The following is a 25,882-nucleotide window of genomic DNA, read 5'->3' on the forward strand; positions in this document are numbered from 1 at the left end:
GATGTGAGGAAAAATTTAGCACTGGTAATGAAAAATAACCTCTTATCCATTGAATATGCTAGCTGTTCATTCCCTCCAACTGCTGGAATACCTGTACCAGCGATTGCCCCTTTTCGGTCAGCGTATATTCAATATGCAAGGGTTTCTGTTGAATGATGGTTTTCTCCAGTAGTCCAGATTCCTCCATCTCTTTCAGGGCAGTGGCCAACGACTGCTTATTGGTTCCCTCTATCTGACGAAGCAGGGTATTAAAACGAAGAGGGGCTGTCACGGCCAACCGGAAGATTTCCGGCTTCCATTTACCAGCTAACATCTTCAGTAGTCCCTGCGCAGGGCAAATTTCATTATTATCGTTCTTTTTAGTAGTCATCTTTTTCTGACTTATTGCCAATCAACACTTTGTTAATGACCTTTGTACAAAAGTTGATATAAATATACAGGAAGGTTCAATACAAAAATAATGGAAACTAAAAATAATCCACTTTTATGTGACCCCAATACCGGCATCTGCGAAATGCCCGCTACAAGAGGAGATATTCAAAAACAAGACATCATTGCCAGTGAGAAACCAGTGAAGATCATCTATTTTACAGATCCCATCTGTTCCTCCTGCTGGGGCATAGAACCACAGCTGCGAAAACTGAAACTGGAATACGGCAGTAACTTCGAAATCATTTATCATATGGGCGGGCTGTTGCCCGACTGGAGCTATAACAGTGGTGGTATCAGTAAACCATCCGATGTGGCCCATCACTGGGATGAAGTGAGCGAGTATTATCAAATGCCTATAGATGGGGACGTATGGCTGGAAGATCCGCTGCACTCCTCCTACCCTCCTTCTACGGCTTTTAAAGCCGCTCAATTGCAGGATACCCACAAAGCAGTAGTCTTTTTAAGGATCATGCGGGAAATGGTTTTCCTGCAAAAGAAAAATATTACCAAATGGGAGCATGTATCGCAAGCTGCGATGAAAGCAGGTCTGGACCTACAGCAGCTGAAAGACGATTATGAAGGAAATGCCATCTTGTTCTTCCGGGAAGACCTAAACTACGCGAGGAACATGGGTATCAGAGGATTTCCTACCCTTTTCATAGCCGACAACCAGGGAAATATGGAAACTGTCTATGGCACAAGACCATATGCCACCTACGAACAAGCATTATTAATCATTCATCCTTCCGCTATAAAAACCACCTATTCCAAAGATTGGAAAAGCCTGTTTAGCACTTATCCGTCACTTACCAGAAGAGAGTTCGCAGAATTAGCGGACCTATCACTGGAAACAGCTGAAAAAACACTGAATCAGCTAGTAGAAAATCAGGAATTAAAACGACTAGATACCAAGAACGGTGCACTTTGGACAAGGGAATAAAAAAGGGATGCAGTTGCCTGCCAGTAAGCCATTTCTGGACAATGGATCTTTGCCGCTGATTATATAAAGCGATTGCAGAGCATATTCCATGGCTAATTTCAGCATAGGAATATATAGGGAGGATCAACAAATCATCTCGTCTCCTATGCTGCATCAGTGTGGCTGCGACAACAGCTTCATCGCCGCTTCAAGTGCCAGATCCTTATCATGCAGCCTGTCTTCAATACCTGGGTAAACTTCCAGATCAGGCATTAGATAGGTTACTTTCGTGGAATCAAATCCTGGCAGAGTAAAGTTGGAGGTAGGGAAATAAATGTTACAGCGACTTTTAGGCAATACTTGCAGTTGTATTTCTCCAGTGATAAAAAGTGGTTCTACGCTTACCTGACCCACTACCTTTCCTAATTTATAAAATTGAAAGGCATTCGCCATCATATGCGCACTGGAGAAGGTTTTTACATCGGTAAGCAGGACGGCTCTTCCGAAGAAATCCCTTTTGATAGGGCGAGTAAGCGGTTGAGCCGAATCATCCACGGTAGTCTTCACTCCTTTCTCCAGGTACTGCTCACTGAGTCCTAATCTGTACTCCTGATCGGTGATGTGATCAAATACCATTCGACCTAACTGCGTACTACCGCCGAGGTTACTCCTGATATCGATAATAATATCCTTCACCTGCTCCCTGGCCGCTGCCCCGAAGAACTTTTCCAGTATAGCTTGCAGACTATCTTTCTTACTTATCAGCAGTGTGCCAATTCTTAAATACCCTATTGGATGTTCCCCGGAACGCAGCAACTTGTACTCAAAATCTGCCACCACAGGTTCCGCCTTGTTCAATTCTTCCTTCGACACCCCTTTCACCAAGATGGTACTATTGGGCAACTGTACTTTAAAGTTATTCCGGAAATCCAGCAGGAGTAGTAAGTCTCTGTAAAAAATACTTTCATGCCACTGTTCAAAGAAATGCTCCTCATTAGGGGCATATGCAACACCAGCCTTTATCTTATGTAAAATTTCCGCAGTAGGTACACCATTGATGGCAAGAATCTCTGTTCCTCTTGGAATTCCTTTTTCGGCTGACAGATTCTTATCAGTGTAAACCCGGTTATTACTGATCATAACGGTAAAGGGGAAGCATAAACCCGGGAGATCTCCATCCAGTTTACTCAGCAACGTCTTATCAATAAAGCATTGGAAATGCGGATCTTTCAATACAACGAACAGCGGCATGATATGCCTGTAAAAGGCAACCACGGACATCGAATCTGTGAGCGAATGCAGAATGGACTGTTTAGTAGAATCATAAATAGCCTTTGGACAGAGATAATACATATCCGGCACTTCCTTCTCCAGGCGGTCGGTCATTAGTTTAAACTCTGCCTGCAGCGCTTGTGCCGACAACTTCTTATCAGGGCTTTCATCTACTACAAATGATTTGCAACAAACGGATACCACAGAGGCAACAATCAAAATGGAGATAACGGTCGGCAAGGATCTCATAGTTTTACTTTGGGCTATGGATAAAGCATTATAGATTGTAACAAGTTAACTAGAAAATATGTAAAATAAAAAGAGGGCCAGCATCTCTGCAGCCCTCTTGCATTATTCATATCATATCTCTTTAATTCGCATTATTCACCATCAGGGTATAATTACTTTCGCCCATGGGATACCGCCATTAAATAATGATCTCTCTTAGTCTTTTGATTCTTCCACAAACTTTCCGGCAGTATCAAACAGAATATCTTTGTCTTTGCTTTCTACTTCAAACAGTACAGTACCATTTGCTTTTACAATCTTCGCCAATTTATCCACCGGAATATTTGGATAGTTCTTTTTCATATACTCCCCTGCTGCCGCTGGCAGCGTAGCAACCGGAACTTTTGTTTCTGTCTGGATCCAGTTGCCTTTATTATCAAAAACGGCTTCTGTTTTGATGCCATTCAGCATAAATTTAGCTTCTCCATCTTTCCCTTCCGCTTTCCATTTTACATTCTCTGCTCCAGGAAATTTTTTAGCAAATGCTGCCGCTGCTTCAGCAGTAGGCGTATAGGCAGATTTTTTTTCTTGTGCAGATACAGCTCCGCCTACCAGGCAAAATGCCAGGGCAATCATTGTTATTTTTTTCATACAGTAAAGTGTTGGATTTAGTAATAACCCAAAACTAGGAGACAATTCTGGTTACATTCTGTGGAAAGGGAAAGACGAATGTTAAATTTAGTTTACCAACATCGGACTGATGATAGGAGGAATGATGGCGGCACTATTCAGGACCGCGTCTACCAAACCAAAATCCTTCGCTTCTTCAGCCGGCATAAAATGATCGTTTCCAAAGGCTTTGGCAATCTCCTCCACTGTTTTGCCAGCGCCGCTGGCTACTATCTGATAAGTCTTATGTTGTAAACGCTCCTGTTCTCTGAATGCAATCCGCACGTCTTCTGTATAACCCTTGGCGCCGCCGCCTGCAGGATGCATATGAATAGTGGCATTAGGTAATGCATAACGCTGCCCCGCTGTGCCAGCAGTCAGTATTACGGTGCCCATACTGCCGGTGAATCCCACCGCAATAGTCGATACCGGCGATTTCAACATTTTCATAGTATCATAAATAGCGAGGCCGGAATAGATCACGCCACCAGGACTGTTAATATACATATTGATAGGCCGGTGATTCTCCGCATCGAGGTATAAAAGCTGGGCTACTATGAGGTTCGCGATCTGATCGTCGATGGCAGCGCCGAGGAATATGATACGCTCTTTCAGGAGCAAACTGTATATATCAAAGGCGCCGCGACTGTCGCCGTCGATCACCGTTGGAACAAGAAATGCCATAATTATTGGAATATTGAAGTGATGGAATGATGAAAGGAAGCGTCTTCCATGAGATGATCATGTATTGCCTGTAACTGCTGTCGTTGCTCTTCCCTGCCCAGGTATTTAATTACCTGATGTACTTGTTGTTGCTGTCGTACTTTTGCACGCAGTTCAGCAGATACTGCCAGCCTTGCCCTGAAAACCAGCAATGGCACGCCTCGTAAGGTCTGTAGCAGAAATGCATCTATTTCCTCTATTTCAGTCAACTGTTTCCGCATAATCCGACTGTTTGATATGATCCCTTACTTTTTCAAGACATTTATACTTTTGAACACTGGCTGAATGCAGCGATTTAAAGCGAAAGGTTGCCGCAATATCGCTGATAGACTGTTCTTCATAATAAAACGCTTTCAGCAGCTCCATACAACGTTTCCCCGCAGACTGCAGATATTGCAGTAAGCCCGGCCTTACAGGCGGAGGATCGAAATAATTTTCAGGAATAATATGGGCAGACACGGATTCTAAAGGCAGGTCATATCCCTTTTGGCGTAACTGCCTGATACATAAAATTCTGGCAATCCCGGTAATATATGCGCTTGCTGCATGCAACTCCGGAAGGGTATGCTGCTGTTGTTTTTCCAGATAAATAATGATGGCATCATGCAGGATATCCCTGGCCATATCAAGGTTACCATTCATCCGATGCGCCATCCGGGCCACTTTAGGCATGGTGATCCGATATAATTCTTCCAGTTGTTTGTCGTCCTGAACTTGCATAAGTCCTGTTTTATATATAAGTGACTTCAACAGCAGAAATATCACCCTAATTTCCTGAAATTTTTTTTCATGGCATAAAAAAAGGCCATAAACACGATGGTTTATGGCCTTGTACAGCATCACAACTTTTATTGAAGAACGATCTTCCTGATTTGACTAAAACGCTGCTCGTAGATATAAATGCTACCCGCCTTATCTACCGCTATTCCGGCCGACTGGTTCATCCCGAATAAAGCGTCTTTCAATGGGCCATTCACATTCCCGGACTTCCATGGCAGATAGCTGCCAGCCGCTCCGGTAATTGTGCTAACGGTACCATCCGGCGCAAAGGCACGTATGGAGTAATTAGAGGCATCATTGAAATAGAACAGACCTGATACCGGATCAAACACAATACCGGATGGGTTATTCATCCTGCTCTGGCCCGGAGGTCCGTCTACGTAACCATCCTGCCAGGAAGCCCCGGTGAAAGTGCTGATCATACCGGTCGACATCACAATCTGCTGAATGGTATGCATATCTGTATTCGCGTAGAAAATTTTACCGTTGTTAACAACGAACTGCGCATTTCCATTTACTCTTCCTACCTGCGTCATTTGGGTAGCGCCAGGATTCAATTTGAAATAACCGTTGTATTCAGATCCGAAATACACATTTCCCGTGGCATCCGCATATACAAATCTTGGCGAGAAAGTAATACCCCGATAGTAAGTAGATACTTCCCCTGCCGGCGTAATCTTACGGATACTACCATTCCATGCATCCGCTACATACAGGTTATCCTGCGCATCAATACCCAAACCTCCAATATTACTGAACATGGCTGCCGTTCCAGTACCATCCTGATTACCGGAATTATCGCTACCAGCAAAGGCTGTAGCCGTTCCATCCGGTGCAATTCGCCCGATCTTGGCATTGATACCTACAAACATATTCCCTTTGGAGTCAAACACCATATGCGAAGAAGGCGCAGTTGCCCAGGTTCCTTTGTAAAACACTTCCACCCCTGCTCTGCGGAATACAGGACCTACTGCACTCAGACTGCCTACTTCCACATTCAGTGTGCCTGTAGTGACGCCTACTGGCATTTGTACGGTGAGGGTCGTATCCGTAGCGGCAGTTACCTGTACCGTCAAACCATTGATGGTGACAATGTTCTGCGCTACATTGGTACTGAAGCCCATCCCTTTCATCACCACTACAGAACCTGCGAGACCATTATCCGGTAGCAATTTGGATACGCCTAATGCCTGCACCGTGAATACAGGACCTGTTACTGTCTGATTATTTACATTCAACGCGAGCGGTCCGGAAGTAGCCGTGGCCGGGATCGTAGCCGTCAGCTGGGTAGCGGAAGCACTCATAACATTCATCTGCATACCATTAACAGTAACACTGTTCTCTTCTTTCAGCTCACTGAAGTCTCTACCGGTGATTGTCACCAACGTACCTGCCGGGCCGCTTAACGGCGCTACTGATTTAATGGTAGGCGCTGGTACTACTGTAAATACCGGTCCTGCTGTTTTCTGGCTATTGATGATCACGGAAACTGGCCCCGTTTGTACGCCCGTTGGCGCTGTTACCACCAGCGCAGTAGCGCTGGCACTTACTACTTTTGCACTCACACCATTGAATGCTACGGCATTATCCTGGATATTAGTACTGAAGCCGGTACCTGTAATGGTCACATTCGTTCCGGCGCCACCTTTCAGCGGTTTGATACTGCCAATTGCCTGGAAGGTAAAAGCAGGACTGACGGTTTTCTGTCCATTTACACTAATTTCCAATGGCCCACTGCCCGCTCCCGGCGGTATAACTACTACCAACAAAGTATCGTTGGCATTGGATACAATCGCAGGTTTCCCGTTGATGGTAACAGTAGCAGGACCATCTGTGCCTGCCAGTCCAGCGCCAGAGATATATACATTCGTTCCTTCCGGACCGTTGGCAGGAGCAAGCTGATGTACGCTCAATGCCTGGTACGTATATACGTTACCGTTAACCGTTTGCTCATGGGCGGTAATCGTAATTTTACCGGTGGTACCTTTGTCGGGCGCTTGTACCACTAAGAGCGTGTCATTTACATTCAATACACTGGCGGCTATACCATTGAACGCAACGGCATTGGCATCCAGATTCTTACCGAAGCCTGTTCCCCGGATAGTCACTACTGTTCCGGGATTTCCACTTACAGGAAAAAAGTCTTTTATAGTCAGTTGAACGGATACAGCGGGATTTTCTTTCTTACACCCTGCCATCACCGCCAACATCATCAAACCGAGATAGATCAGTTTTTTCATCTGTTTTGATTTAAATTAGAAGGAATAGCGCAGCCCCATCTGCAACTGATACCGGGAATTGAAAAAGTCGATAGCATAAGGCTGTCCGGGATCTGTAAACTGATATACCGGCGTATTATCCTTCGACTGACGGCTTGGATACACCGGCGTCAGGCCCACACTGGCAGTGGAGTTGAAGGTATTTGGCGAGAAATAAACCCTGCCCCAGTCTTTACTCAGCAGATTCGTCACATTCATGATATCAAGGGTGAATGTCAGATAACTGCTGCCTGGCTTTGCTGAGAGATGATATTCCTGTGCAAAATGAAAATCGGCTTGCGTATTCCAGGGAGTACGTCCTTTATTTCTTTCTGTGAAATCGCCACGACGAGAACGCAGATAAGCGTTGCCATCTACATAGCGATTAAAAGCATCTGCCTGTGCTTGTGCGGTTACTATGTTGCCGGAAGCATCGGTATAATCCTGGAAGTAACTAATGGCGTCTTTCGCTGATGGAATATAAATCAGGCTCACCTGCTGCGGTAATCCCTGGATACTGTTGTTCACAATACCATAAGTAAACGGAGAACCCGACTGGGCACTGAGAAACAGCGCCAGGTTGCTTACCCAGCGACTGTTCCAGGCCTTGCGGTAATCAGCCCTTACCACTATACGATGACGAATATCAAAATTGGAATATGCCAGTTCAGGATTATTCGGATTTAATGCCTGGTTCAATTGCCAGTTACTTTCCATAGAGTTACGGATACCATTGGAGATATCTTTCGATTCGCCATAAGTATAAGCCACGTTCACATTCAATCCCATTTTATAATTGCGGGATACGCTACCAGTCAAACTATACCGATATCCTTTGCGGGTGTTACTCAGTTCATAAGCATTAGCGAAACGAGGATCTACAGCGCCGGAGTATACAGGTTGTTTCATAGAGACATCATATCCATAATACCTCGGATCGTCCTTAATGTTCACCTGCTGGAACATCACATCTTTGAGACTTTTGGTATAGATACCTTCTACAGTGAACTTGTAACCATTCTCTGTAGTATAATCCATTGCCAGGCTGGCACGCACTACTTTAGGCATTACGAAACCATTATCCACTACGTCTACCTGTGTCTTACCTCCATTCTTGTTATTGATCACTGCTCCATTCTGTTCAATGAAATCTGCAATGCCATTCTTACCAGGTTTCAGTGGATCGGTTCCTTTTACAAATACCTGCTGATCAGCTTTCTGATCGAAAGAGCCATAACTATCCCCGTTATTGTAGTAGGCGTAAGCCAGCCATGCTAATGGAATACGGCCAGTGAACATACCCACCCCTCCGCGTAAAATCAATTGCTGGTTACCCAACCAGTCATAGCGGAAACCCAATCGGGGCGAGATCTGTACTTTATCAAAATAATTGTTCGTGATACGATTTAACGGCGTATAGTAGTAAGTGTTACCCAGGAAACCATCCTGAATTGCTGTTCTGGTTTTGTCGCTCAATATCGGCGCCTGTGGTAATAACGTATAGTCGGCACGTATACCCGGCGTCAAACGCAGCTTATCCGTCAGTTGGATTTCATCCTGTGCGTACACGCTCATCAGGTCTACGTTGAACGACTGTGGGTGCGACAGTATATAGTCTCTGCTGTTATCGGTATAATTATAATTCCCTCTTACTCTCCAGGGATTGTTATTCAGGTAGTCATCAATGCTGAGGTAGTCTACACGGCCATTCCAGCTGTTCACGAAGCCATAGTTCACATGATACAATTCATTATGCGTACCAAAGAGGAAAGTATGTTTTCCTTTGTACATGGTGAAGTTATCTGTGATTTCCCAGGTGCGTTGTTGCATATTGAAGATAGCCGCTTCTCTGTCTGTACCCAGGTAAATAGTAGTACCAGGCGTACGTCCCATAATCTGTACCTGTGGCAGTGCCGGATTCGACTGCGGATCTCTTTTATCATTTACTACCGTATAGCCTACAATCAAGCTGTTGGCCAGTTTTGGAGAGAAGCGTGTTTTCAGTTCCGCGACCGTGGAGGTTTGGTTGTTCGTCTGTTTATAAGCCATACTGGTGAACCGGAAATCCTGTTGATCCCGGTCCATGATGAGGGCATCGGACAGGATGGTATTATTGCGAACAGATAACTGATTTTTGGAATTGATGTTCCAATCCAGTCGGTTAAAGAACTTGGCAGATTTGCTGGTAGCGTTATATATGCCTCCAGTACCTGGATCGAATGCATTACCATAACGTTGCAGGGTGGCATTGCGGATATTCTCCTCATCTTTTACGCTGAGGATTTGCGCGGTTTCCTGTTGGCCTGTCATGAGCTGAGTAGGGTCCTGACGACCAGTTACTTCTTCGTTTGTAAAGAAGAACAACTTATCCTTTATGATAGGGAATCCCAGTCGCACCCCTGTTTGATAATCATAAAAATCCGCGTTCATTTTTCCCAGCTTACCGGCTCTGTCTTTCCCTGTGATGGCGGCATTTCTGCCCATAGCATATACGGAACCCGTGAAAGTATTACTACCACTGCGAGTAACGGCATTGATACTTCCACCTGTAAAGTTTCCGATCTTCACATCAAACGGCGCAAGGTATACCTGCATATCTTCAATCGCATCCAAAGAAACGGGATTAGTATGCGTGCTGGCGCCAGGCATACCGGAAGTACCTGTAATACCGCCTGTAGAAGGGCTAAATCCGATAGCGTCGTTGTTGATGGCGCCATCCAGCGTAACGTTGTTGTAGCGGAAGTTTGTACCGGCAAAGCTGTTATCCTTGGAGCCTTGCGGCACTAAGCGGGTGATATCCTGGATGCTGCGGTTGATGGTAGGCATATTGCGTAACTGTACCGCGCTGATATTCTGTCCTGCTCCATAGGCACTCGCCTGTGGCCCTTTCTTACCTTTTACAACTACCTCAGATAATTGTTGCTGATCATCTTTCAATACGAGATGAAGGATGAGCGGCTCCCCGAGCCGGACCATGATCCCTTCCTGCTTAGCGGTTCCCATTCCCATCATAGAAACGGTAATGGTAAACGGACCGCCTATACGTAAACCGGCGAGGTGATAGCGGCCATCCGGCTCCGTGATGGTACCATAGCGTGTACCCGTTGGCGTATGAACAGCCAGTACGGTGGCGCCGGGAACGGGCTGCCCTTTGGCATCCGCTACCTTACCATCTATACGGCCACTGGTCTCCTGGGCACGCAGTTGCACTGCGAACAGCGTACACAGCAGGAAACAAAGTATATACAGATTTCTCATTCCTTTAACGTTTAGAAGTTTTCCATCAATAGCTTGTCAATGACATGCAGTACCCCATTATTGGCCAGCACATTAGATTTCAAGAGCTGACATGGCGAAGTGTTGCCCGCGCCCTGAATAGTAATCCCCGTATAGTCCACTCCGTTATAGAGCAGATTAACGGTAGTCGTACTATTGTTTAACATAGTCTGACTGCTGGTATTACTTTGTCCGGTGGAGAGCACATAGTCATATACAAACCGGCGGTTATTCAGGATATGAAACTGCAGGATGCTTTTCAGGACAGCGGGATCTGTATTGCGGATGCTGTCTGTGGAAGGGAATCCTGCATTTTTAAAGGCAGTATTATTAGGAGCAAAAATGGTGAATGGTCCATCGCCGCGCAGTAACGTTTTCATATCCGCCTGTTGAAGGGCGGCATTGAAAAAGGTCAGCGACGGATCTGCTGCAACAGCGTCACTGATTTTATCCTGCGTCAAGGGTTGCATTACGGCATTGATGACCTGTATCAAACCATTACTGGCAGGCATATTCTGCGCTGTAACCCTTGTCCCGTTGATAGTAATGATGGTATCTTTATCTTTCACCCAATGGGTAACGAATAGTTGCGTACCCGCTACAGTAGTAATCTGCTGATTAAACCGAAAAGGCAGTTTATCCAGTTGCCAGCGTCCGTTCAGGGTATGATATTGCACCATATTCTGTAATACAATTCCACTTTCCTGAGACACCATGTCTATAGAATTATAACCTGCACGCTGAAAAGCGCTGTTATCCGGAATCAGTACAGTCAATGGTCCCTGGGTAGTAAGCGTATTACCAAAATTGGTAACGGTGAGGGCTGTATTAAAATAAGAGAAGTTAAACTTGTTATCTTCTATCACATACAACAGATTATTGCTATCACTGGCAGGCGCCGCTTCCTCCTTATCTTTCTTACAGGCGAACAGCGACAACAGCAAAGTGGCAGACAGTATATGTTTCTTCATCTTGTCTAAAAGTTTAAGGAGAAATTATTGATGCAATAATCCATCGTCTATAATATGCATGACGCCATTTCTGAACACCAGGTCCGTTTTGCTGAGTGGCAAAGGGGCCGACGAACTTCCCAGTTCTTTCACCATCATAGCATTCGCCGATTGAGAGAAACGCAGTCGGATGAACTTAGGCGGCTCTCCATACTGACGTCCGGGTGTGATTTGAAAGTTGGTCAGCGAAGGGTTATCCTGCATATCATTGGTAAATATCACCACGTTGTAATTAGATGGTTCTGCACCGGTAAAATCCAGGTGATTCGCCAGCAGCAAGCTATCCAGCGAAGTATAAGTATAACGGTAGTAGCCCTGGTCATCATAATTTGGCCATCCTACTTCATATCGCAGCGCTCTTTGGCGCAGGTCATCAATGGTATTGAATCCGGCCTTTTGAAAAGCCTTGTTGGTAGGTGCAAAAAAGGTAAAAGGAAGACACCTGGTATTGGTAGTGAGTAGCTTCAGAAAGCCTTGCTGCCCCCAGGTCTGTTGATAAATACTATCGTTAATGCGACAGGCTTCCAATAGGAAAGTGAAGTCCGGACTCGCTTTCAGATAGTCAATCATATCTGTTTCTGCTTTTTGCTGCACCTCATCCATCAGATAAATGGTACCGTTTGTTCCTTCCAAAGGTTGGAATGGATGTGCTTTACCATTCACCATGAGCTGATTATTATGTAGCCCGATATACTGGAAATAAGTATAGGGAGTCCAGGAACTATAATCCGAGAAATCGCCCCTGCTGAGCAAACTCTTCACCGGCATACTGCCACTGACACCTTTAATGGTAGCCGCTGGCACCCAGGTATTCAGTATATGCAGGAAGAGTAGCGTATCCAGGTCTTCTACAGACATCGCTGCCACCTTATCCAGGGTAATACCCGCCTTGTTGAAGGCGGCATCTGTAGGCGCCAGCAAGGTATAAGCCACCAGCACTTTGTCGTTAAGGATAGAATCCATATTGGTTTTCTTCCAGGCAGCCTTGTAAATAGTACAGTTAGTGCTGTCCAGTAACTGACGAATAGTTTTAGCCGGACCTGTGTAATCAATGGGCTTTCCAATCGGCTCTACCTGCGCATCCTTTTGGGTGCAGGCCGTCCAGCAAGTGGCTACTAACGCCAGCGTATATATTATCTTACTAAATTTCATGATTACCGGTTATTTGATCAGCAAAGAATCTGGATACAACATGATATTATTGATACGGTGCAGCACCCCGTTGGTGAGCAGAAAATCTTTCCCTGCATCTCCACCGGCCATACCGATATCACTAGGTCCATGATATCCCCATCTACCATTGGGCGCCCAGATAGCAATGGTTTTACCTGGCGCTATGCCGTAACCATCAATGAGCAGCCGGTCATTTGCACCGCCAGCCAATTGTAGGTCGTTGGAGAAAAGGTGATGCTGCCCCAGCGCTAATGTGTAAATACTGAAGGCTACGGGCTTGTATCTCTTTACATCCAGTCTGTTGATACTATCGGCGGTGAGACTATAATTTAGGAAGACATCGTTCCGCGGAGCATATACCGTCAATGGCTGTACGGTTTTTAGTGCATCCCACTGACCGGATTTTTTCATGAGCTGTGCGAAAAGCGTGAGACTCGTGTCTGCCGTTATAAAATCCTGTATATTGATGCCTATATATTTCGGAACAGATTGCAATACATGCAGTACTCCATTGCGCAACGCGATATTTCTTTTAGGCGCATCATACACATCACAGCCACTTACAGACACTCTGAAAGCATCTGCATTCTTCCCTTGCACCACTACAGAAATATACAGCGGACCACCGCCCAGTCCAGTATAAATATTATCCATCTGCGAGGGCAGATCAGAGATATACAAGCGATTCGGCAGAATGAGATTTTTTACCGCTATACGTAAGCTGTCTGTATTCATAGACCGAAAATCAGATGCATACTTAATACCGATGTTATTGAAAGCTTTATTGTCTGGCGCCCAGATAGTAAACAATTTATCAGCAGCATTCAGGGAATCCATGTACCCTGTTTGCTGTAAAGCCGCTGCCAGCAGGCTCAGATCATAGTTATTGCGGATAAAATCCCCCGCTGATCTGATTTCATTATTGCGTTCCTGTTCTACTGTCAGATTGGTTTTCCGGCAACTGGCGGCCACCAACAGCATCAACAGCATATATAGTATGGTACTACGTTTCATAATCAGATTAATTGTAGATGGGAGGATCATACCTGCGTTGCAGCGTAGTGATGTAGAAATTCCCGTTAACGTATTCCACTGTATTGACGGTGGCAAAAGAGCGTGGATTATAAATTCCTGAGCGAATAGAGATTACTAACCCGGAATTGATATCTCCCATAATATTGAATACGCCAATAGGCGCTTCCGGACCAACGGCCAGCGAGGAAAACACACCATTGGTTTCCTGGTTATTACCGAAAGGGGTTTCAGGGGTCACACCAGGCACCAGGAAATTGAACACCTGACCACTCGTACCCGCATAGATATGACTGGCGGTCGTATCCGGGAATAAAGGGAAACTGCTGTATGGATGTACAACCGGGTCCTGTGAACGAATTACTTTCGCAGCAAATACATTCCTGTAACCATTGATACTTCTTCTGTTCGTTCCAAACAAAGAATAATAAGCATTCATGGTATCGCGTATCACATGGTTGTAAGTGCTATTCAGGTTGCTGTAATTATAAGTGGCAGCATACCCTTCTGAGCTGAGATTATAGTAATTCACATATACCAGCGAATCAGACAAAGGAATTTTTGTAAACAGTTCCTGACGCAGATATACGCCTGTCTTTCTGGTATAGATGGATTGTTCCAATACATTCATGGTGTACACTTCTCCCTGATCCAGGCGCACGGTGGTATCTACCAATATATGCTTACGCGTATCGGCAGGAAGCGTATAGAATGGCTGCGAACTGCGCGGCCTTGTCACAAACATAAAACGATGACTGCCACTGGTAATCATACCATAACCAGACAGGTCATAACCATTTACAATAGGACCTACCGGGATTTTAGCTGTACCGGGGAATTCCTTCTGATACAGCGCTGTATTACCGGCATCCGGATAAGGACGAGCCAATTCACCGCGTACATCCATAAAATCGAATGTCAGGGCCGCTCCGGTAGGTATGCCGGCAGCATCCAGCTGTGGATCTACCAGCATGGTCAGAAATGGCTGCGGTGCATCTTTATTTCCAATAGTGATATTATAAGTCAGGCAATTGAATACCCGCAGATAGGCCGGGGAATTGACCTCCGGGAAATCTGTTTTCCTGCAGGCGGTCAGCAACAGTACTGCACCGGCCATCCATCGCAACAGGAATTGATATGTTATTTTCATTGCAGTGAATTATTTGTTATGCTTAATGATGATCATTTTCGCAGGCACATCTCCTGCCTTCTTAGGATTCAGTGAGCCTACTAACGCGACCGTATACACGCCGGTTTCATAAGGCGGCAGGTTAACGGTTTTATATAAATCCGGCCGGGCGATGAAATCAGTCCCCTTCAGTGACGGTATCCCGCGTATCCAGTCGCCAGGCAACATATTAGGCCTTGATGCATATGCCTGCAGCTTGTTTATTCCCAACAGCGGTTGAAACATCACATAGGGTTGCTCTGTAATCACCTGTCCTTGTTGCAAGCGCTGACTGGCAGCGCCGGTATAAGTCAGATAGCTGATCAGCAACTGTCCATCTGCGCCGGTAAAGGTCACTTCCGGAATATCTGTACTCAGATTCAGGAAACGTATCCATAAAGGCATGGTTACCTTAAATTGGTTGGTAGCGCCATCATCACCGGTTTTATTGGGATTGTAATAAAAGGCGCCACTGAGATTATTCACCACCGTTTTCACTACTGGTTGTCCGTTGGCATCCGGATAGCACCAGATGCTATAGTTATCACTGCCGGTAATATTCACGGACGTGGAACCCAGCGATTTACCGTTGCCATCTGTTACCTGTATGGTATGATTGCCCGCGATGAAGATTTTATAGGGAGACGAATTCCCAAAAGTCAATGCATCTTCCTGTACCGGCTGATTATCCACCGTTACACGGATATTACTGCCAGGGTACGCATTTACTGCCTGTACCCTTCCCCATGTAATGTTCAGGGATTCCTTATTATCCGGGATAATACGAAAAGCGTTCAGGGTAGTCTGACTGGTGGTGTTACTTCCGGCAGGATAGTAATCAAAAGCCCCGCTGGCACAAACCATCACGGTATATACTCCTCCAGGCTGATAAGTCTGGGTAGGGGCATAGGTAAACCATAAGTCTGTAGGCGGATTAAACCCTACGGTCATGGTGCCAGTAGTTCCATTCACGGTTTTCAGTTGTTCATCCGGGTTTACAGGCACAGCGGGCAATACTTTACCATCTTCTGTCACCACTTTGAACTGATAAGTACCATAAGGCAACTCCGTATAGTCGGAATAGTTACCGCTGGCAATATGACTGGTAGTATTATTCACAGGCGTTCCATCCGCATATACCAATGTCAGGTTCCCTTCCAGTCCCACTTTATCCGGCGCGGAGCTGAGATTCAGTAAACGAATACGGAAATTCTTCGGGTCTGCCGGAGGCGATATGGAACGAGGAATGGCAAACAGGCTGTCAGAGCCTATTACGTCAGAAGACTTGTGGTCTCCATACAAAACATTGTAATAATCGGTAGGCACATTTACATTTTCTTTTACCTGGAATGCTTTGGAAAACTGTATGCCAGTCATGCCATAGGCCATGGCGCCTATTTTAACGTTTGCCGTACCATCCGCGCGAATAAAGCGTTGTGGAATGGAATACGTTTTGCCCAGGCGGCCATTGCTGAAATAAATCGTCGGCTTGGTATTCCCTTCCAAATAGAGTCCTTCGATGCTGGGCTGTACAAGACTGGTCAGTGGCGTATCATTGATAATCAATTCTGTGGCCGGTCTCCCGTAGTTCATCAGCCTGACGGTGGAAGAATTCAGGGGAGGAACCGTCTGCTCTATATAGACGAAATTATTTTTATCTTTCTTACAAGCCCACATGCTGGCTAACAGCAGCATGGCCGAAAGATATTTTGCAGTTTTCATCATCATATTTTTTCGGACTGTCACTTTAGAAAATATTGTAGTTAAGGCCAATCATGAACTCCGTACCGCGGTTATAACTGCGACGGATATACGTTTTTCCATAATACTTACCTCCTGTTCCAGGGTTGGCATATACTTCCTGCCATGCCGGATTCAACAGGTTCTTGGCATATCCTTTCAGCTGTAATCTTTTGGTGAGGTATTGACTGAAAACGAAATCCAGTACAGGAGCGGGTCTGCTGTACAAATCCGGTTCCCCTGTCAGATTGATTTGGATAAGACGTTCTCCCACTTCATTGAAAGTAAGCGTCAGATCTGTTCTGCTGGCAGGATTGCTGTAATTGAGCCAAACATTCACCGAATAAGGCGCTTGCTCAAACAGCGGACTGTTGGAAGGGGAACGTCTGTCTACAATCCTGGAATCGTTGAGGCGTTCGGTCGATTTTTTGATATCGCTCTGTGCCAGCAACAAGTTGCTACCCAGATTGAAATGTTTCAACGGATGCCACCATCTGCCCAGGTTTTTCACCACTTCCAGCTCTATCCCGTATACGCGTCCTTTGTTAGGGTCGTTCTCAAAACGGATAGAAGGGAATTCCGGGAAACGCGCATCCAGACCGGAAGAATTAGCACTGTATACTTTCGTCAGCTGATGATCTATTTCTTTATAGAAAGCAGAAGCTGCAATCACCTCTCCTGCAGCAGGAAACCATTCCCAACGAAAATCGTAGTTGGTGGTTTTCTGGTTAACCAGTTTAGGATTCCCAACCACTAATGCAAATTGAAACGGATCAAACTCGAACACATTGGTGATCTCCCGCAGCTCTGGTCTGGCAAGCGTAGTACTATAGCCCAGGCGGAAGTTCATATCCTGCTGAGGATTATAGGTGATGTTGAGTGAATAGTAAGGAGTATAATCTGTTTTATACACGGAATTCGGCTGTGTAAATACCAGCTTCACTGTCTGCCCGTCTTTGTTAGGAGTGGTCAGACTCGGATCCAGGAAGACGCCTGCCGTATCTACGGCTGCCTGGATATCTGTCAGTTCAAAACGGGTACCGCCGGTTACACGCAGGTTCTTCAGCAAGTGCAGATCCATCATGCCATAGAAGGCGCGTGTTTCATAAAATCCTTTATAGTTATTCGGCGATTTCTGGGCATTGTACAGGAAACCGCCTATGGTAGGTTGTCCTTCGCCAGTAGCGCCGGAAGGCAGTTTTATACCAATCTGATCGTAACCAACCAATCTGTCGAGGTTACCATGAACCGTATACAGCGCCAGATTACCGGTAGAAGAAAAGTTAGAACCAGGCAGTGATAACACGTTTTCTGTGAAGGTCCTGTCGCGGTGCAGATAGTTCACCCCGGTTTTAAATTCCTGGCGTTGTCCCAGGAGTCGGAATGGGAACGAGAGGTCTGCTTTATAGTTATAATTTGTTTCATGCAGTTTACGGTAACGACGGCCGTTAGGATCTGCCTGTATGATGCCATAAGGACCATATCCGTTTACATATCCGGACACCAGCGAATAATACACCGGCGTACCTTCCGGCGAGCCGCCAGTATTGGGTAAGCTACCATTACCGGAATAGCCGCCGCCATTCACAGGCCTGTAAGCAGCCAGGTTTACAAAACGATAGTCCGGATCATCCTGACTGGACGTAGAAGATGCAAGATTATAACTGAGTCGTGGTGCATATTCCCCTGCGGTAAGACGATGTTCTCCCTGCAGGTTAAAAGTATTCAATGTACGATAACTACGACGAAGGGAGTACACAACATTACTCACCGTACCTGGAAGGCCGGTATATTCATATGCGCCATACAGGTTGCTGGCTTGCACTTCTGCGCCACGGCTACCCATATACTGCATACTGATTTCGTTGCGTGCATTCACACGATAGGTCAGCCCACCCAGGAATCCATAATTCAGTGTAGACGTTCCCGTATTTTCTTTATAGGAAATATATTTCCCCAGATTGATATTATTCGGAGTGATATAGTTAGGGATGACGCGGGTACTGCTTACCTGGTTGTTTCCGGTAAGTACCCCCTGATAGATGCTCCATTGGGTGAGATCGCCGCCCTGGATATCTGTAGAACGCTGGTAATAGTTTACGCCAGCAATAACGCCCAGCTTATGTTTCTTAAAAATGGTAAAGCTGTTACCATAGGTCGCAGAATAGATCTGGTTTAATTTTGCGGTCGTGTAACGTGTGGTCAGCACAGGATCGAAGCCGTGCATGATACCATTGATTCTGTTTACTTCCTGTTTCATGGCAGGATCATTGCCACTGTTGGCAATCATGGATTGTACGGAAGAAAAACCGCCAGGATACTGTTTTCCCAGCTGCACGAAATCGTTCGAAAGTCCGGCGTTTTTTACTTTTTGTCCAAAGAAACCGGGATCACTGTTATAGAAACTATTTACTTGTCCGCCTAACCCGATATTAGAATTGAACCCTGTCTGCACTGTCACATTAAACGCAGCAGAATCCGGTACTGATCTGGTTTTCAGCTCAATAATACCGGCAGCGGCGTCAGCAGGTTTATCGGGCGTGTAAGTCTTATAAACGGTGATGTTATCCAGGAGACCTGCAGGCACAAGATCCAGGGGAATAGCGCTTCTGTCGGGATCGGAAGAAGCGAGGCGTACACCGTTCAACTGACCGATAACGCTGCGGTCTCCGAGTCCGCGTATCGCCACATATTTATCATCTGTAATCGTTACGCCGGAAACGCGTTGTAAAGCCTGCGTGGTGGTAATACTCGCTGTTTTTTCGATATTGGCAGCAGAGATACCATCTTGTACAATGGCTGCTGCACGGCGTTCGGCCAGTACCGCCATTTCGGTATTCGCTTTCCTGCGCGCCTGTACCTGTACCTCATTCAGTTGGGTACGGGAAGGCTTCAGAGAGATGTTCAAGGTAGTGGTACCAGCCGCCACATGCAATTCCTGCTGCTCATAACCGATATAAGTGATGAGTAAAGTAGCGCCACCATCAGGGATGTTAATGGTATAATGACCATTGCCATCGGTAATAACACCGCCTTGTTTACCTTTGATGCGCACGCCTACGCCGGGTAGCGGCGTGCCGGTCGATTTATCCACCACAGTACCTTTCACTGGCGGTGGCAGATCGCTGGCAGGAATGATGGTGATTTTATTGTCGGCATAAATTTGTGCCGCCATTCCTGATGAGGAAAGGAGATCTTTCAGGATATCCATCAACAATTCATCCTGTGCGTGTATGCTTACCTGTTTGATCCGGTCTACCTTCTCATCATTGAAGTAAATACGCACACCTGACTTGGTGGAAATTTGTTCCAATGCCGTTCGCAGGGACTGTCCGTGAATGTCGAGCGACATTCTTATTTTTTCGGCAGACTGTCCTCTGGAAGTGACGCTGGCCATTAGGTTGGTGACTGTGAGCGACAACACCATTACGTAAAAAGATATACGCATAACCCATTTTAAATAAGCACAGGGTTTCCCCAGGAAAAAATTCATACTTTTACCTTGTTAATTAGTTAATCCTTCGGGTGAGTAATTGACAGCGATGGGATGACGCGGTTTCTCAGGCCTGGTGTCATCAGCATCGCGACGAGCCGGATACGCTTGCGTTATCCGGTTTTTTCTTATTAAGTAAATCTCTCAGTCATGGCATATATATTTTGGTCAGATAATACAAATAGTGCCGTCAGTTTGCTTCTTCTGACGAAGGCCATAGACCTTGGAAAGGATATGCAATACATCGTTGAGTGATTGATTCCGATCGAAAGTGCCGGAGATCTCCATCGTTGCTTTATGTTTAGATTGTAATACCAGCCGCTGGCCATACCTGTTTTCCAGCGATACCAATACTTCGCTAAGCTGGTCTTTTTCAAAAGTGAGTTTTCCTTCCTTCCAGGCTAAGAGGGAAGCTGCGTGTACACTCCGTACCAACTCCGTACTATCGTTGCCGTTAAATCTAAACTCCTGATTGGCTGTTAACACCGCCAGTCGGGAACTATCCTGGGTACGGCATACCATTACCTTTCCAGTGGCCACTGTTACGCGGTAAACATTGGGCGCAGGATAAGAACGAATACTGAAAGTGGTACCCAGTACCTGTGTACGATAACCATTACTTTCAATCGTAAAGGGATGTGCAGGATCTTGACGAATATCAAAGTAGGCCTCTCCTTGCAGATAAACGGTACGATCCGTTCCAAACTGCTCCGGATAACGGAAATGACTATTCGCATTCAGCCAGACGATAGAACTGTCTGTGAGAATGATTTTGGTCAGCTGACCTTTACGGGTATAGACATCAATTAATTTTGCTACAGGCGTCCTTTGGGGCATCCTGTTTTTATAGAGTAATCCGCCGGCCGTCACAATAGCCGCTGAAAGTACAGAGGCTGCCAGCTTCCACCAGGTACTTCTTTTTACATACAGTTTTTTCACTGCCGGCGTCAGTCCCAATTTATCTGAGATAGCCGTGTACATGCGTTCTCCCAGCTGGACTTTATCCTCCATGGAATCATCCACTGGCGGCATATGAAGTTCATCAAACCATTGCTGAAGCGCCTTTTCTTCTTCCGGCGTAGCCTGACCGGATAAGTAACTGTCTATGCGTTGAATAATATTATCTTCCTGCATATATTCATGGTGTAACTGCTGTAATAGCGGCAGTTCACATACTATTTACCTTTGCAGGAAAGAAACACCTACTGGAGTCTGTATTAAATTAATGTTACGGCCTGACGGAAAGAATGATCATAATCATGATATAATCTTTCAGATTACCACGCATGATCCTAATAGCCTTTACCAGGTGATTATTCACCGTTTTAGGAGATATATTCAGGGTTTCCGCAATCTGCTGGGTATTCAGTCCGTTTACGCGACTGAGGGTAAACACTTCGCGACATTTATCAGGTAACTGATTGATTTGTTGATGTACGATCGCATGCAGTTCATTGAATGCCAGTTGTTCGGAGGTATTATAGGTAATTTCTGGTAGTTCGGCTTGTTGCAGATATCGTTGATGAATCGCTTGTTTGCGGAATGTTTTGAGAATCAGATTTCGGGAGACACCATACAACCATGCTGCTACCGGCCGCTGAGGGTCCAGTTCATTTTTTTGCAGCCAGAGTGTCACAAATACTTCCTGGGTAATTTCTTCCGCAGCCTCTTTTGATCCCAACTTATAGAAAGCCAGATCATACTGTTGCTTCCAATAGCGGTCATAAATTTCCCGGAAAGCAGTTGCGTCTCCTGTTTTCAGCTGGCATATCAGCTCCTTTTCATCAGGAAGGCATCCCATGTCGATTCCCATACGGTCAATTTCCATTCAAAAGTAAACAGCACCGGGATGATTTGCAGATGAAATAATTGTTAATAGATCGGAAGACGAATAGTCATCTAACCAAAACCAGCTCTTTACTACATGATAAATTGGTGGGGCATTTTGGCCGCCATCTCCCAAAGGATAAAAAAATACCCCATGCATCCATGGGGTATTTAAAATTTGTTAGTACAATTTTCCAGCGAGCGGAACACCAATGCTTATTCCCACTACAAACCTATCTACACTGGAGGATAGCTTACCAAAAATATCATTCCATTTGGCACTCACTTCAAAACTTGCTTTGGTATCTTCATCTTTCCCTTTTAAATTGAATGGGATACCTACCTTAATATTGCTCGGCCCATCATGCTGTAGATATTGGTCAATTTGCAAACTTAGCCCCAGTGACTTCTTGAATACGAGAAACGCTACTCCCTGCGTACTGATATATGGTGATAAATACCGTTTATAATTTCCAACATAAACCTTGTCAGGATCTTTACTAGACAAGGTTACTGTAGTATCAGGATTTATACTGATAATATTATAGCTTGCTCTATTATAGGTATCCAAATCAGATGTAAGAATATTATTCTGATTATTTAAACCCACAGTACCATTTAATACCCAACGCGACTTCCTCTTTTCCCTATAGTAGGAGTATAAGATAGAGAGCTGCATGTTCCACAATTTCTCCTCTTTCAATTCACTTTTAATCTCCTGAGTAACTGTATATTTCATGCTTGTAACAGGGATATAGGCAATAAAGCTGAAATAATGTCCGGAAAAGACATTATATACTTCCTCCTCTTCTATTATATCAGCTTCTTTTTTGTAGAAGTCCGACAAGACATCCGCATATTTTTCTTCGTAGAAGGTTTCCTTCTTTTTATTCATCCAGGCCAACTCTAATGGAGATGGTCTCAACTTGTCCCAGGCAGACATAGTTTTATCAAAGTCGGCAGAATCTTGCCGCAGTTGCTCCAGTACCTGCATTTTCACTTCTTCTCTTAATAATCTGGCAATCAGGGCCGCTGGTACCGTATCCTTTTTAAGTACTTGCTGTTGAGCAGAATCTGCCAGATATTGTACACTGCGTTTACCTGTAGAATACTTGATACTAGCTTTTCCAAAAATGGTAAACTTACCGGAAACCCCAATATTAGGCGACCATTTATCTCCCTTTGTAAACAAGGTAGCAAAACCATCTGTCGCATCCGCCTGAATGCCTGTAGTAAGCAGTGATTTGATACGATCTCTTCTCTTTGATGGATCTTTTCCCCAATTTATACCAAGGAATAGTCGTCCATCAACGGGGTCTAAGATAAAATAAGTCTTATTCAAAGAAAGATCCGCAGTTCCGGTAAGATAGCTGTTAAATTTTCTGGCAGCCAAAACATTTAATCCTACCGGGGTCATAAGGTATTGTACGGGTTGTTGCGTGTTCTTTTTTCTCTCAAAATTCCTTCTCGTTTGATCCGCTTCTGCTAATTTCAACCGATCTTCCATCACGCTGATGGAATCCAACGCCGGATTAAGATTGCAACAATACGGAACCTCTTCTTTAACATTTTGTGCGAGTACAGTACCGGCAGCCAACAATGCCAGCACACTAAAAATCAGGGACAATCTCATCGACAGTACAATATTTTGGGGTGGTTGATAATTTGCCGAAGATAATTAATTCCGATAAAAAAATCACGGAATAGAGGCGAAGATGGAGGGAAACAATGAGGTCAGGTGCAGCATGCATCTCCCGCTAACCGGCATGCATACACGAAAGATATTGGGGGAAATGCGCTTGCCCCAGCAACAGGGCAAGCGCACAAAATCTTACGGCTTCGCCCAGAAAACATCTGGGTTATTCGTGATGTTAGTATTAAATGACACCCCTCCATTTGCTGAAGTATCGCCCTTCTGATTCAATCCATCCAATGGTACCAACTGAATATAGTTTAGTTTTTTGCCCGGTATTCTTGTTTCCATATCATAACCGCTACCTACCAGACATTCTATGCGATAGAGATTCTTCGCCATATACTTTTCCAGGTAATTTTCCTTTGTTTGCGACACTTTCCTATTCCAGTTAGCATCCGGATTCAGGATCAATGGTTTATTATTCACGAGGCGCTCTCTTACTTCCTGTACGCTTAACAACTCCCCTTTTTCATTCATCACATAGGCGCCGAAAGTAGGGTCCATCCAAAGCCATTTTTTCAGATCCTCTGAATATACCATGTTAATTACATGACAATCATCGAACTGGATTTCTTTAGGCATGCAGGTAATAAACCTGGATTTAAAGCCCATCGCCAGATAACATTCATTTAAAACGGTGGCCATCATCCTGCAGTTCACCCCTCTTTTTTCATTATGGCAAACCGCAATGATATCTAAAGCATTTCTCAGCTTAGGATTATCACTGCCTCCATCATGCCGGATCTCATTATGCACCCACTGCAACAGGTTAATCATTTTGGATACCTCCGTTCCCTCGCCCGCAATGGAATCCAGGTTCATCTCCTGACGGATACGTTTCAAGGTCGGGTCTTCGGAAGACAAATAAGTAAATGCAGGTTGTACCCGCTGGTCTTTTGTGTCATAAGCCTTGGCAGCCTTCAACATTTCCAGCCGACTCGGTTGATACTGTATCCTTGTCAGGGCAGAATCTTTCCCATTCAAGAGGATGACAAAATCGGAAGCAGTACCAGGTTTAACCCGAATAGTAATGGAATCTATATCGGTCAGGAAAGTCACTGCTTTCCCTGCCGTTTTATAGACATCCGGCTTCGCCTTTGGCTCAACTGTCCAATTGTCGTTGGTAATTTTACCGTCCACTTTAATTTTTACTTTTTCTGAATTCGCCTTGATAACGGGAATACGATTCTGGCCGAAAAGGGTACAAGAAAACAACAATCCTGTAAATAATAGTATAGGTTTCAAATGCATAAGGTGGATATTTGATTAAAGACGAATCAGTTGACATAAAGTTGCAAGCGTATGCTAAATATTTTTATGGAGACACGTATCTCACCAACCGCCATTTCCCCACCAAAAAACAATTCAACAGACTCATTGAATAGTTTTCTACCTTTGTAACAGGTCAGTCTAATCCAAAGAAATTGCTATGAATAAACGAGATTTTAAGGATAAAGTGTATGGCGCATTATCCAGGGTAACGAAAGCGTTGAGTAATCCGCATCGCCTGGAGATCATAGACTTACTGGCGCAAGGGCCTTTTTCTGTAGAGGAAATCGCTAATAATACGGGCATGTCTGTCGCCAATGCTTCCCAGCATTTACAAACATTGAAACAGGCGAGATTGGTAAGAATTACCCGGAATGGCAACTTTATTCATTATAGTTTGGCTGGTGAAAACGTATTTCATGCCTGGGCGGCCCTTCGGGAATTAGGGATGGAATACAATACGGATGTAGAAAAAGTAGTCACTGATTTCAGAAAAGGTCATGGAGAAATAGCGGCAGTAGATGCCAGCGCGCTCGCCAGAATGCTGGAGAAAAATGAGGTCATCCTGCTGGATGTAAGACCTGAAGAAGAATATCGCCGGGGACATATTCACCGGGCCATATCTGCTCCTGTAGAGAAACTACAGGAACAATTGAAGCACTTGTCGAAAGATAAAATGATCGTTGCTTATTGCCGCGGACCTTTCTGTGTATATGCTGATGAGGCGGTGGCGCTACTTAAAAAGAAAGGTTTCCATGCGATGCGCATGAATGAAGGTTACCCCGACTGGGCACTGCGTGGCCTTCCCATTGAACATACTACGATGTAGATACAACGTACATGCATACACTAATATATCACCAACTAATTATTTATAAATAATTAACAAATAACTATTTATCATCAATGTAGTTTTT

At 45.0% G+C, this 25,882-nt stretch carries 20 protein-coding genes; 2 read left to right on the top strand and 18 right to left on the bottom strand.

Translation table 11 applies throughout. The annotated features are described in order from the left end of the window. Window positions 1-58 precede the first annotated feature (58 nt). Window positions 59-370, bottom strand: coding sequence for a winged helix-turn-helix transcriptional regulator (locus CLV59_RS27560; protein WP_111595333.1), 312 nt, complete (start codon window positions 368-370; stop codon window positions 59-61). A 90-nt stretch (window positions 371-460) separates the two neighbouring features. On the opposite strand from CLV59_RS27560, the gene CLV59_RS27565 reads away from it, so the two are divergent. Next, the gene (locus tag CLV59_RS27565) at window positions 461-1,372 is read left to right on the top strand and encodes a DsbA family protein (RefSeq protein WP_211324040.1); all 912 of its coding nucleotides are present in this window, start codon (window positions 461-463) and stop codon (window positions 1,370-1,372) included. A gap of 153 nt (window positions 1,373-1,525) precedes the next feature. Here the strand turns inward: CLV59_RS27565 and CLV59_RS27570 are convergent, their stop codons facing one another. From CLV59_RS27570 to CLV59_RS27650, 17 genes are all read right to left on the bottom strand, one after another. After that, entirely contained in the window at window positions 1,526-2,872 is a 1,347-nt protein-coding gene (locus CLV59_RS27570; protein WP_111595335.1) for a S41 family peptidase, read from the bottom strand. A 195-nt stretch (window positions 2,873-3,067) separates the two neighbouring features. Beyond that, on the bottom strand, window positions 3,068-3,502 hold the full coding sequence (locus tag CLV59_RS27575; RefSeq protein WP_111595336.1) for a PepSY-like domain-containing protein: 435 nt from the start codon (window positions 3,500-3,502) through the stop codon (window positions 3,068-3,070). A gap of 87 nt (window positions 3,503-3,589) precedes the next feature. Next, window positions 3,590-4,204: an ATP-dependent Clp protease proteolytic subunit gene (locus tag CLV59_RS27580; RefSeq protein ID WP_111595337.1), complete on the bottom strand. Its 615-nt coding sequence runs from the start codon at window positions 4,202-4,204 to the stop codon at window positions 3,590-3,592. A gap of 2 nt (window positions 4,205-4,206) precedes the next feature. Next, window positions 4,207-4,464 carry a hypothetical protein gene (locus CLV59_RS27585; RefSeq protein WP_111595338.1) on the bottom strand — a complete coding sequence of 86 codons (258 nt, stop codon included), beginning with the start codon at window positions 4,462-4,464 and terminating at the stop codon, window positions 4,207-4,209. Beyond that, window positions 4,445-4,963 carry an RNA polymerase sigma factor gene (locus tag CLV59_RS27590; protein ID WP_170137944.1) on the bottom strand — a complete coding sequence of 173 codons (519 nt, stop codon included), beginning with the start codon at window positions 4,961-4,963 and terminating at the stop codon, window positions 4,445-4,447. The genes CLV59_RS27585 and CLV59_RS27590 overlap by 20 nt, the downstream gene beginning before the upstream one ends. Before the next feature lie 128 nt (window positions 4,964-5,091). Next, window positions 5,092-7,263, bottom strand: a complete 2,172-nt coding sequence (locus CLV59_RS27595) for an IPT/TIG domain-containing protein (RefSeq protein WP_111595340.1) — start codon at window positions 7,261-7,263, stop codon at window positions 5,092-5,094. Window positions 7,264-7,278: 15 nt separating this feature from the next. Continuing rightward, complete coding sequence (locus CLV59_RS27600) at window positions 7,279-10,539, bottom strand: TonB-dependent receptor (protein ID WP_111595341.1); 3,261 nt, start codon at window positions 10,537-10,539, stop codon at window positions 7,279-7,281. A gap of 11 nt (window positions 10,540-10,550) precedes the next feature. Then, window positions 10,551-11,528 carry a fasciclin domain-containing protein gene (locus tag CLV59_RS27605; RefSeq protein WP_111595342.1) on the bottom strand — a complete coding sequence of 326 codons (978 nt, stop codon included), beginning with the start codon at window positions 11,526-11,528 and terminating at the stop codon, window positions 10,551-10,553. A 24-nt stretch (window positions 11,529-11,552) separates the two neighbouring features. Next, a complete protein-coding gene (locus CLV59_RS27610) occupies window positions 11,553-12,719 on the bottom strand; it encodes a fasciclin domain-containing protein (RefSeq protein ID WP_111595343.1) in 1,167 nt (388 codons plus the stop codon). 9 nt (window positions 12,720-12,728) lie between these two features. Then, a complete protein-coding gene (locus CLV59_RS27615; RefSeq protein ID WP_170137945.1) occupies window positions 12,729-13,754 on the bottom strand; it encodes a fasciclin domain-containing protein in 1,026 nt (341 codons plus the stop codon). Between the two features lie 7 nt (window positions 13,755-13,761). Further along, window positions 13,762-14,922 carry a hypothetical protein gene (locus CLV59_RS27620; protein WP_146616336.1) on the bottom strand — a complete coding sequence of 387 codons (1,161 nt, stop codon included), beginning with the start codon at window positions 14,920-14,922 and terminating at the stop codon, window positions 13,762-13,764. Window positions 14,923-14,931: 9 nt separating this feature from the next. Then, entirely contained in the window at window positions 14,932-16,662 is a 1,731-nt protein-coding gene (locus CLV59_RS27625) for a DUF4397 domain-containing protein (RefSeq protein WP_111595346.1), read from the bottom strand. A 25-nt stretch (window positions 16,663-16,687) separates the two neighbouring features. Continuing rightward, the gene (locus tag CLV59_RS27630; protein ID WP_111595393.1) at window positions 16,688-20,128 is read right to left on the bottom strand and encodes a TonB-dependent receptor domain-containing protein; all 3,441 of its coding nucleotides are present in this window, start codon (window positions 20,126-20,128) and stop codon (window positions 16,688-16,690) included. A 213-nt stretch (window positions 20,129-20,341) separates the two neighbouring features. Further along, window positions 20,342-21,307, bottom strand: coding sequence for a FecR family protein (locus tag CLV59_RS27635; protein WP_111595347.1), 966 nt, complete (start codon window positions 21,305-21,307; stop codon window positions 20,342-20,344). A 94-nt stretch (window positions 21,308-21,401) separates the two neighbouring features. Beyond that, complete coding sequence (locus tag CLV59_RS27640) at window positions 21,402-21,986, bottom strand: RNA polymerase sigma factor (RefSeq protein ID WP_170137946.1); 585 nt, start codon at window positions 21,984-21,986, stop codon at window positions 21,402-21,404. Window positions 21,987-22,181: 195 nt separating this feature from the next. Beyond that, window positions 22,182-23,633: a hypothetical protein gene (locus CLV59_RS27645; protein WP_111595349.1), complete on the bottom strand. Its 1,452-nt coding sequence runs from the start codon at window positions 23,631-23,633 to the stop codon at window positions 22,182-22,184. Between the two features lie 198 nt (window positions 23,634-23,831). After that, the gene (locus tag CLV59_RS27650) at window positions 23,832-24,947 is read right to left on the bottom strand and encodes a transglutaminase-like domain-containing protein (protein ID WP_111595350.1); all 1,116 of its coding nucleotides are present in this window, start codon (window positions 24,945-24,947) and stop codon (window positions 23,832-23,834) included. Between the two features lie 178 nt (window positions 24,948-25,125). On the opposite strand from CLV59_RS27650, the gene CLV59_RS27655 reads away from it, so the two are divergent. Then, the gene (locus CLV59_RS27655) at window positions 25,126-25,794 is read left to right on the top strand and encodes an ArsR/SmtB family transcription factor (protein ID WP_111595351.1); all 669 of its coding nucleotides are present in this window, start codon (window positions 25,126-25,128) and stop codon (window positions 25,792-25,794) included. Window positions 25,795-25,882 lie beyond the last annotated feature (88 nt).

The sequence above is a fragment of the Chitinophaga dinghuensis genome, assembly GCF_003259435.1.
Taxonomy (GTDB): Bacteria; Bacteroidota; Bacteroidia; order Chitinophagales; family Chitinophagaceae; genus Chitinophaga; species Chitinophaga dinghuensis.

Bases quoted from the DNA above. Each gene is read 5' to 3' on its own strand.
- CLV59_RS27560 (WP_111595333.1), bottom strand. From the start codon at position 370: ATGACTACTAAAAAGAACGATAATAATGAAATTTGCCCTGCGCAGGGA.
- CLV59_RS27565 (WP_211324040.1), top strand. From the start codon at position 461: ATGGAAACTAAAAATAATCCACTTTTATGTGACCCCAATACCGGCATC.
- CLV59_RS27570 (WP_111595335.1), bottom strand. From the start codon at position 2,872: ATGAGATCCTTGCCGACCGTTATCTCCATTTTGATTGTTGCCTCTGTG.
- CLV59_RS27575 (WP_111595336.1), bottom strand. From the start codon at position 3,502: ATGAAAAAAATAACAATGATTGCCCTGGCATTTTGCCTGGTAGGCGGA.
- CLV59_RS27580 (WP_111595337.1), bottom strand. From the start codon at position 4,204: ATGGCATTTCTTGTTCCAACGGTGATCGACGGCGACAGTCGCGGCGCC.
- CLV59_RS27585 (WP_111595338.1), bottom strand. From the start codon at position 4,464: ATGCGGAAACAGTTGACTGAAATAGAGGAAATAGATGCATTTCTGCTA.
- CLV59_RS27590 (WP_170137944.1), bottom strand. From the start codon at position 4,963: ATGCAAGTTCAGGACGACAAACAACTGGAAGAATTATATCGGATCACC.
- CLV59_RS27595 (WP_111595340.1), bottom strand. From the start codon at position 7,263: ATGAAAAAACTGATCTATCTCGGTTTGATGATGTTGGCGGTGATGGCA.
- CLV59_RS27600 (WP_111595341.1), bottom strand. From the start codon at position 10,539: ATGAGAAATCTGTATATACTTTGTTTCCTGCTGTGTACGCTGTTCGCA.
- CLV59_RS27605 (WP_111595342.1), bottom strand. From the start codon at position 11,528: ATGAAGAAACATATACTGTCTGCCACTTTGCTGTTGTCGCTGTTCGCC.
- CLV59_RS27610 (WP_111595343.1), bottom strand. From the start codon at position 12,719: ATGAAATTTAGTAAGATAATATATACGCTGGCGTTAGTAGCCACTTGC.
- CLV59_RS27615 (WP_170137945.1), bottom strand. From the start codon at position 13,754: ATGAAACGTAGTACCATACTATATATGCTGTTGATGCTGTTGGTGGCC.
- CLV59_RS27620 (WP_146616336.1), bottom strand. From the start codon at position 14,922: ATGAAAATAACATATCAATTCCTGTTGCGATGGATGGCCGGTGCAGTA.
- CLV59_RS27625 (WP_111595346.1), bottom strand. From the start codon at position 16,662: ATGAAAACTGCAAAATATCTTTCGGCCATGCTGCTGTTAGCCAGCATG.
- CLV59_RS27630 (WP_111595393.1), bottom strand. From the start codon at position 20,128: ATGCGTATATCTTTTTACGTAATGGTGTTGTCGCTCACAGTCACCAAC.
- CLV59_RS27635 (WP_111595347.1), bottom strand. From the start codon at position 21,307: ATGCAGGAAGATAATATTATTCAACGCATAGACAGTTACTTATCCGGT.
- CLV59_RS27640 (WP_170137946.1), bottom strand. From the start codon at position 21,986: ATGGGAATCGACATGGGATGCCTTCCTGATGAAAAGGAGCTGATATGC.
- CLV59_RS27645 (WP_111595349.1), bottom strand. From the start codon at position 23,633: ATGAGATTGTCCCTGATTTTTAGTGTGCTGGCATTGTTGGCTGCCGGT.
- CLV59_RS27650 (WP_111595350.1), bottom strand. From the start codon at position 24,947: ATGCATTTGAAACCTATACTATTATTTACAGGATTGTTGTTTTCTTGT.
- CLV59_RS27655 (WP_111595351.1), top strand. From the start codon at position 25,126: ATGAATAAACGAGATTTTAAGGATAAAGTGTATGGCGCATTATCCAGG.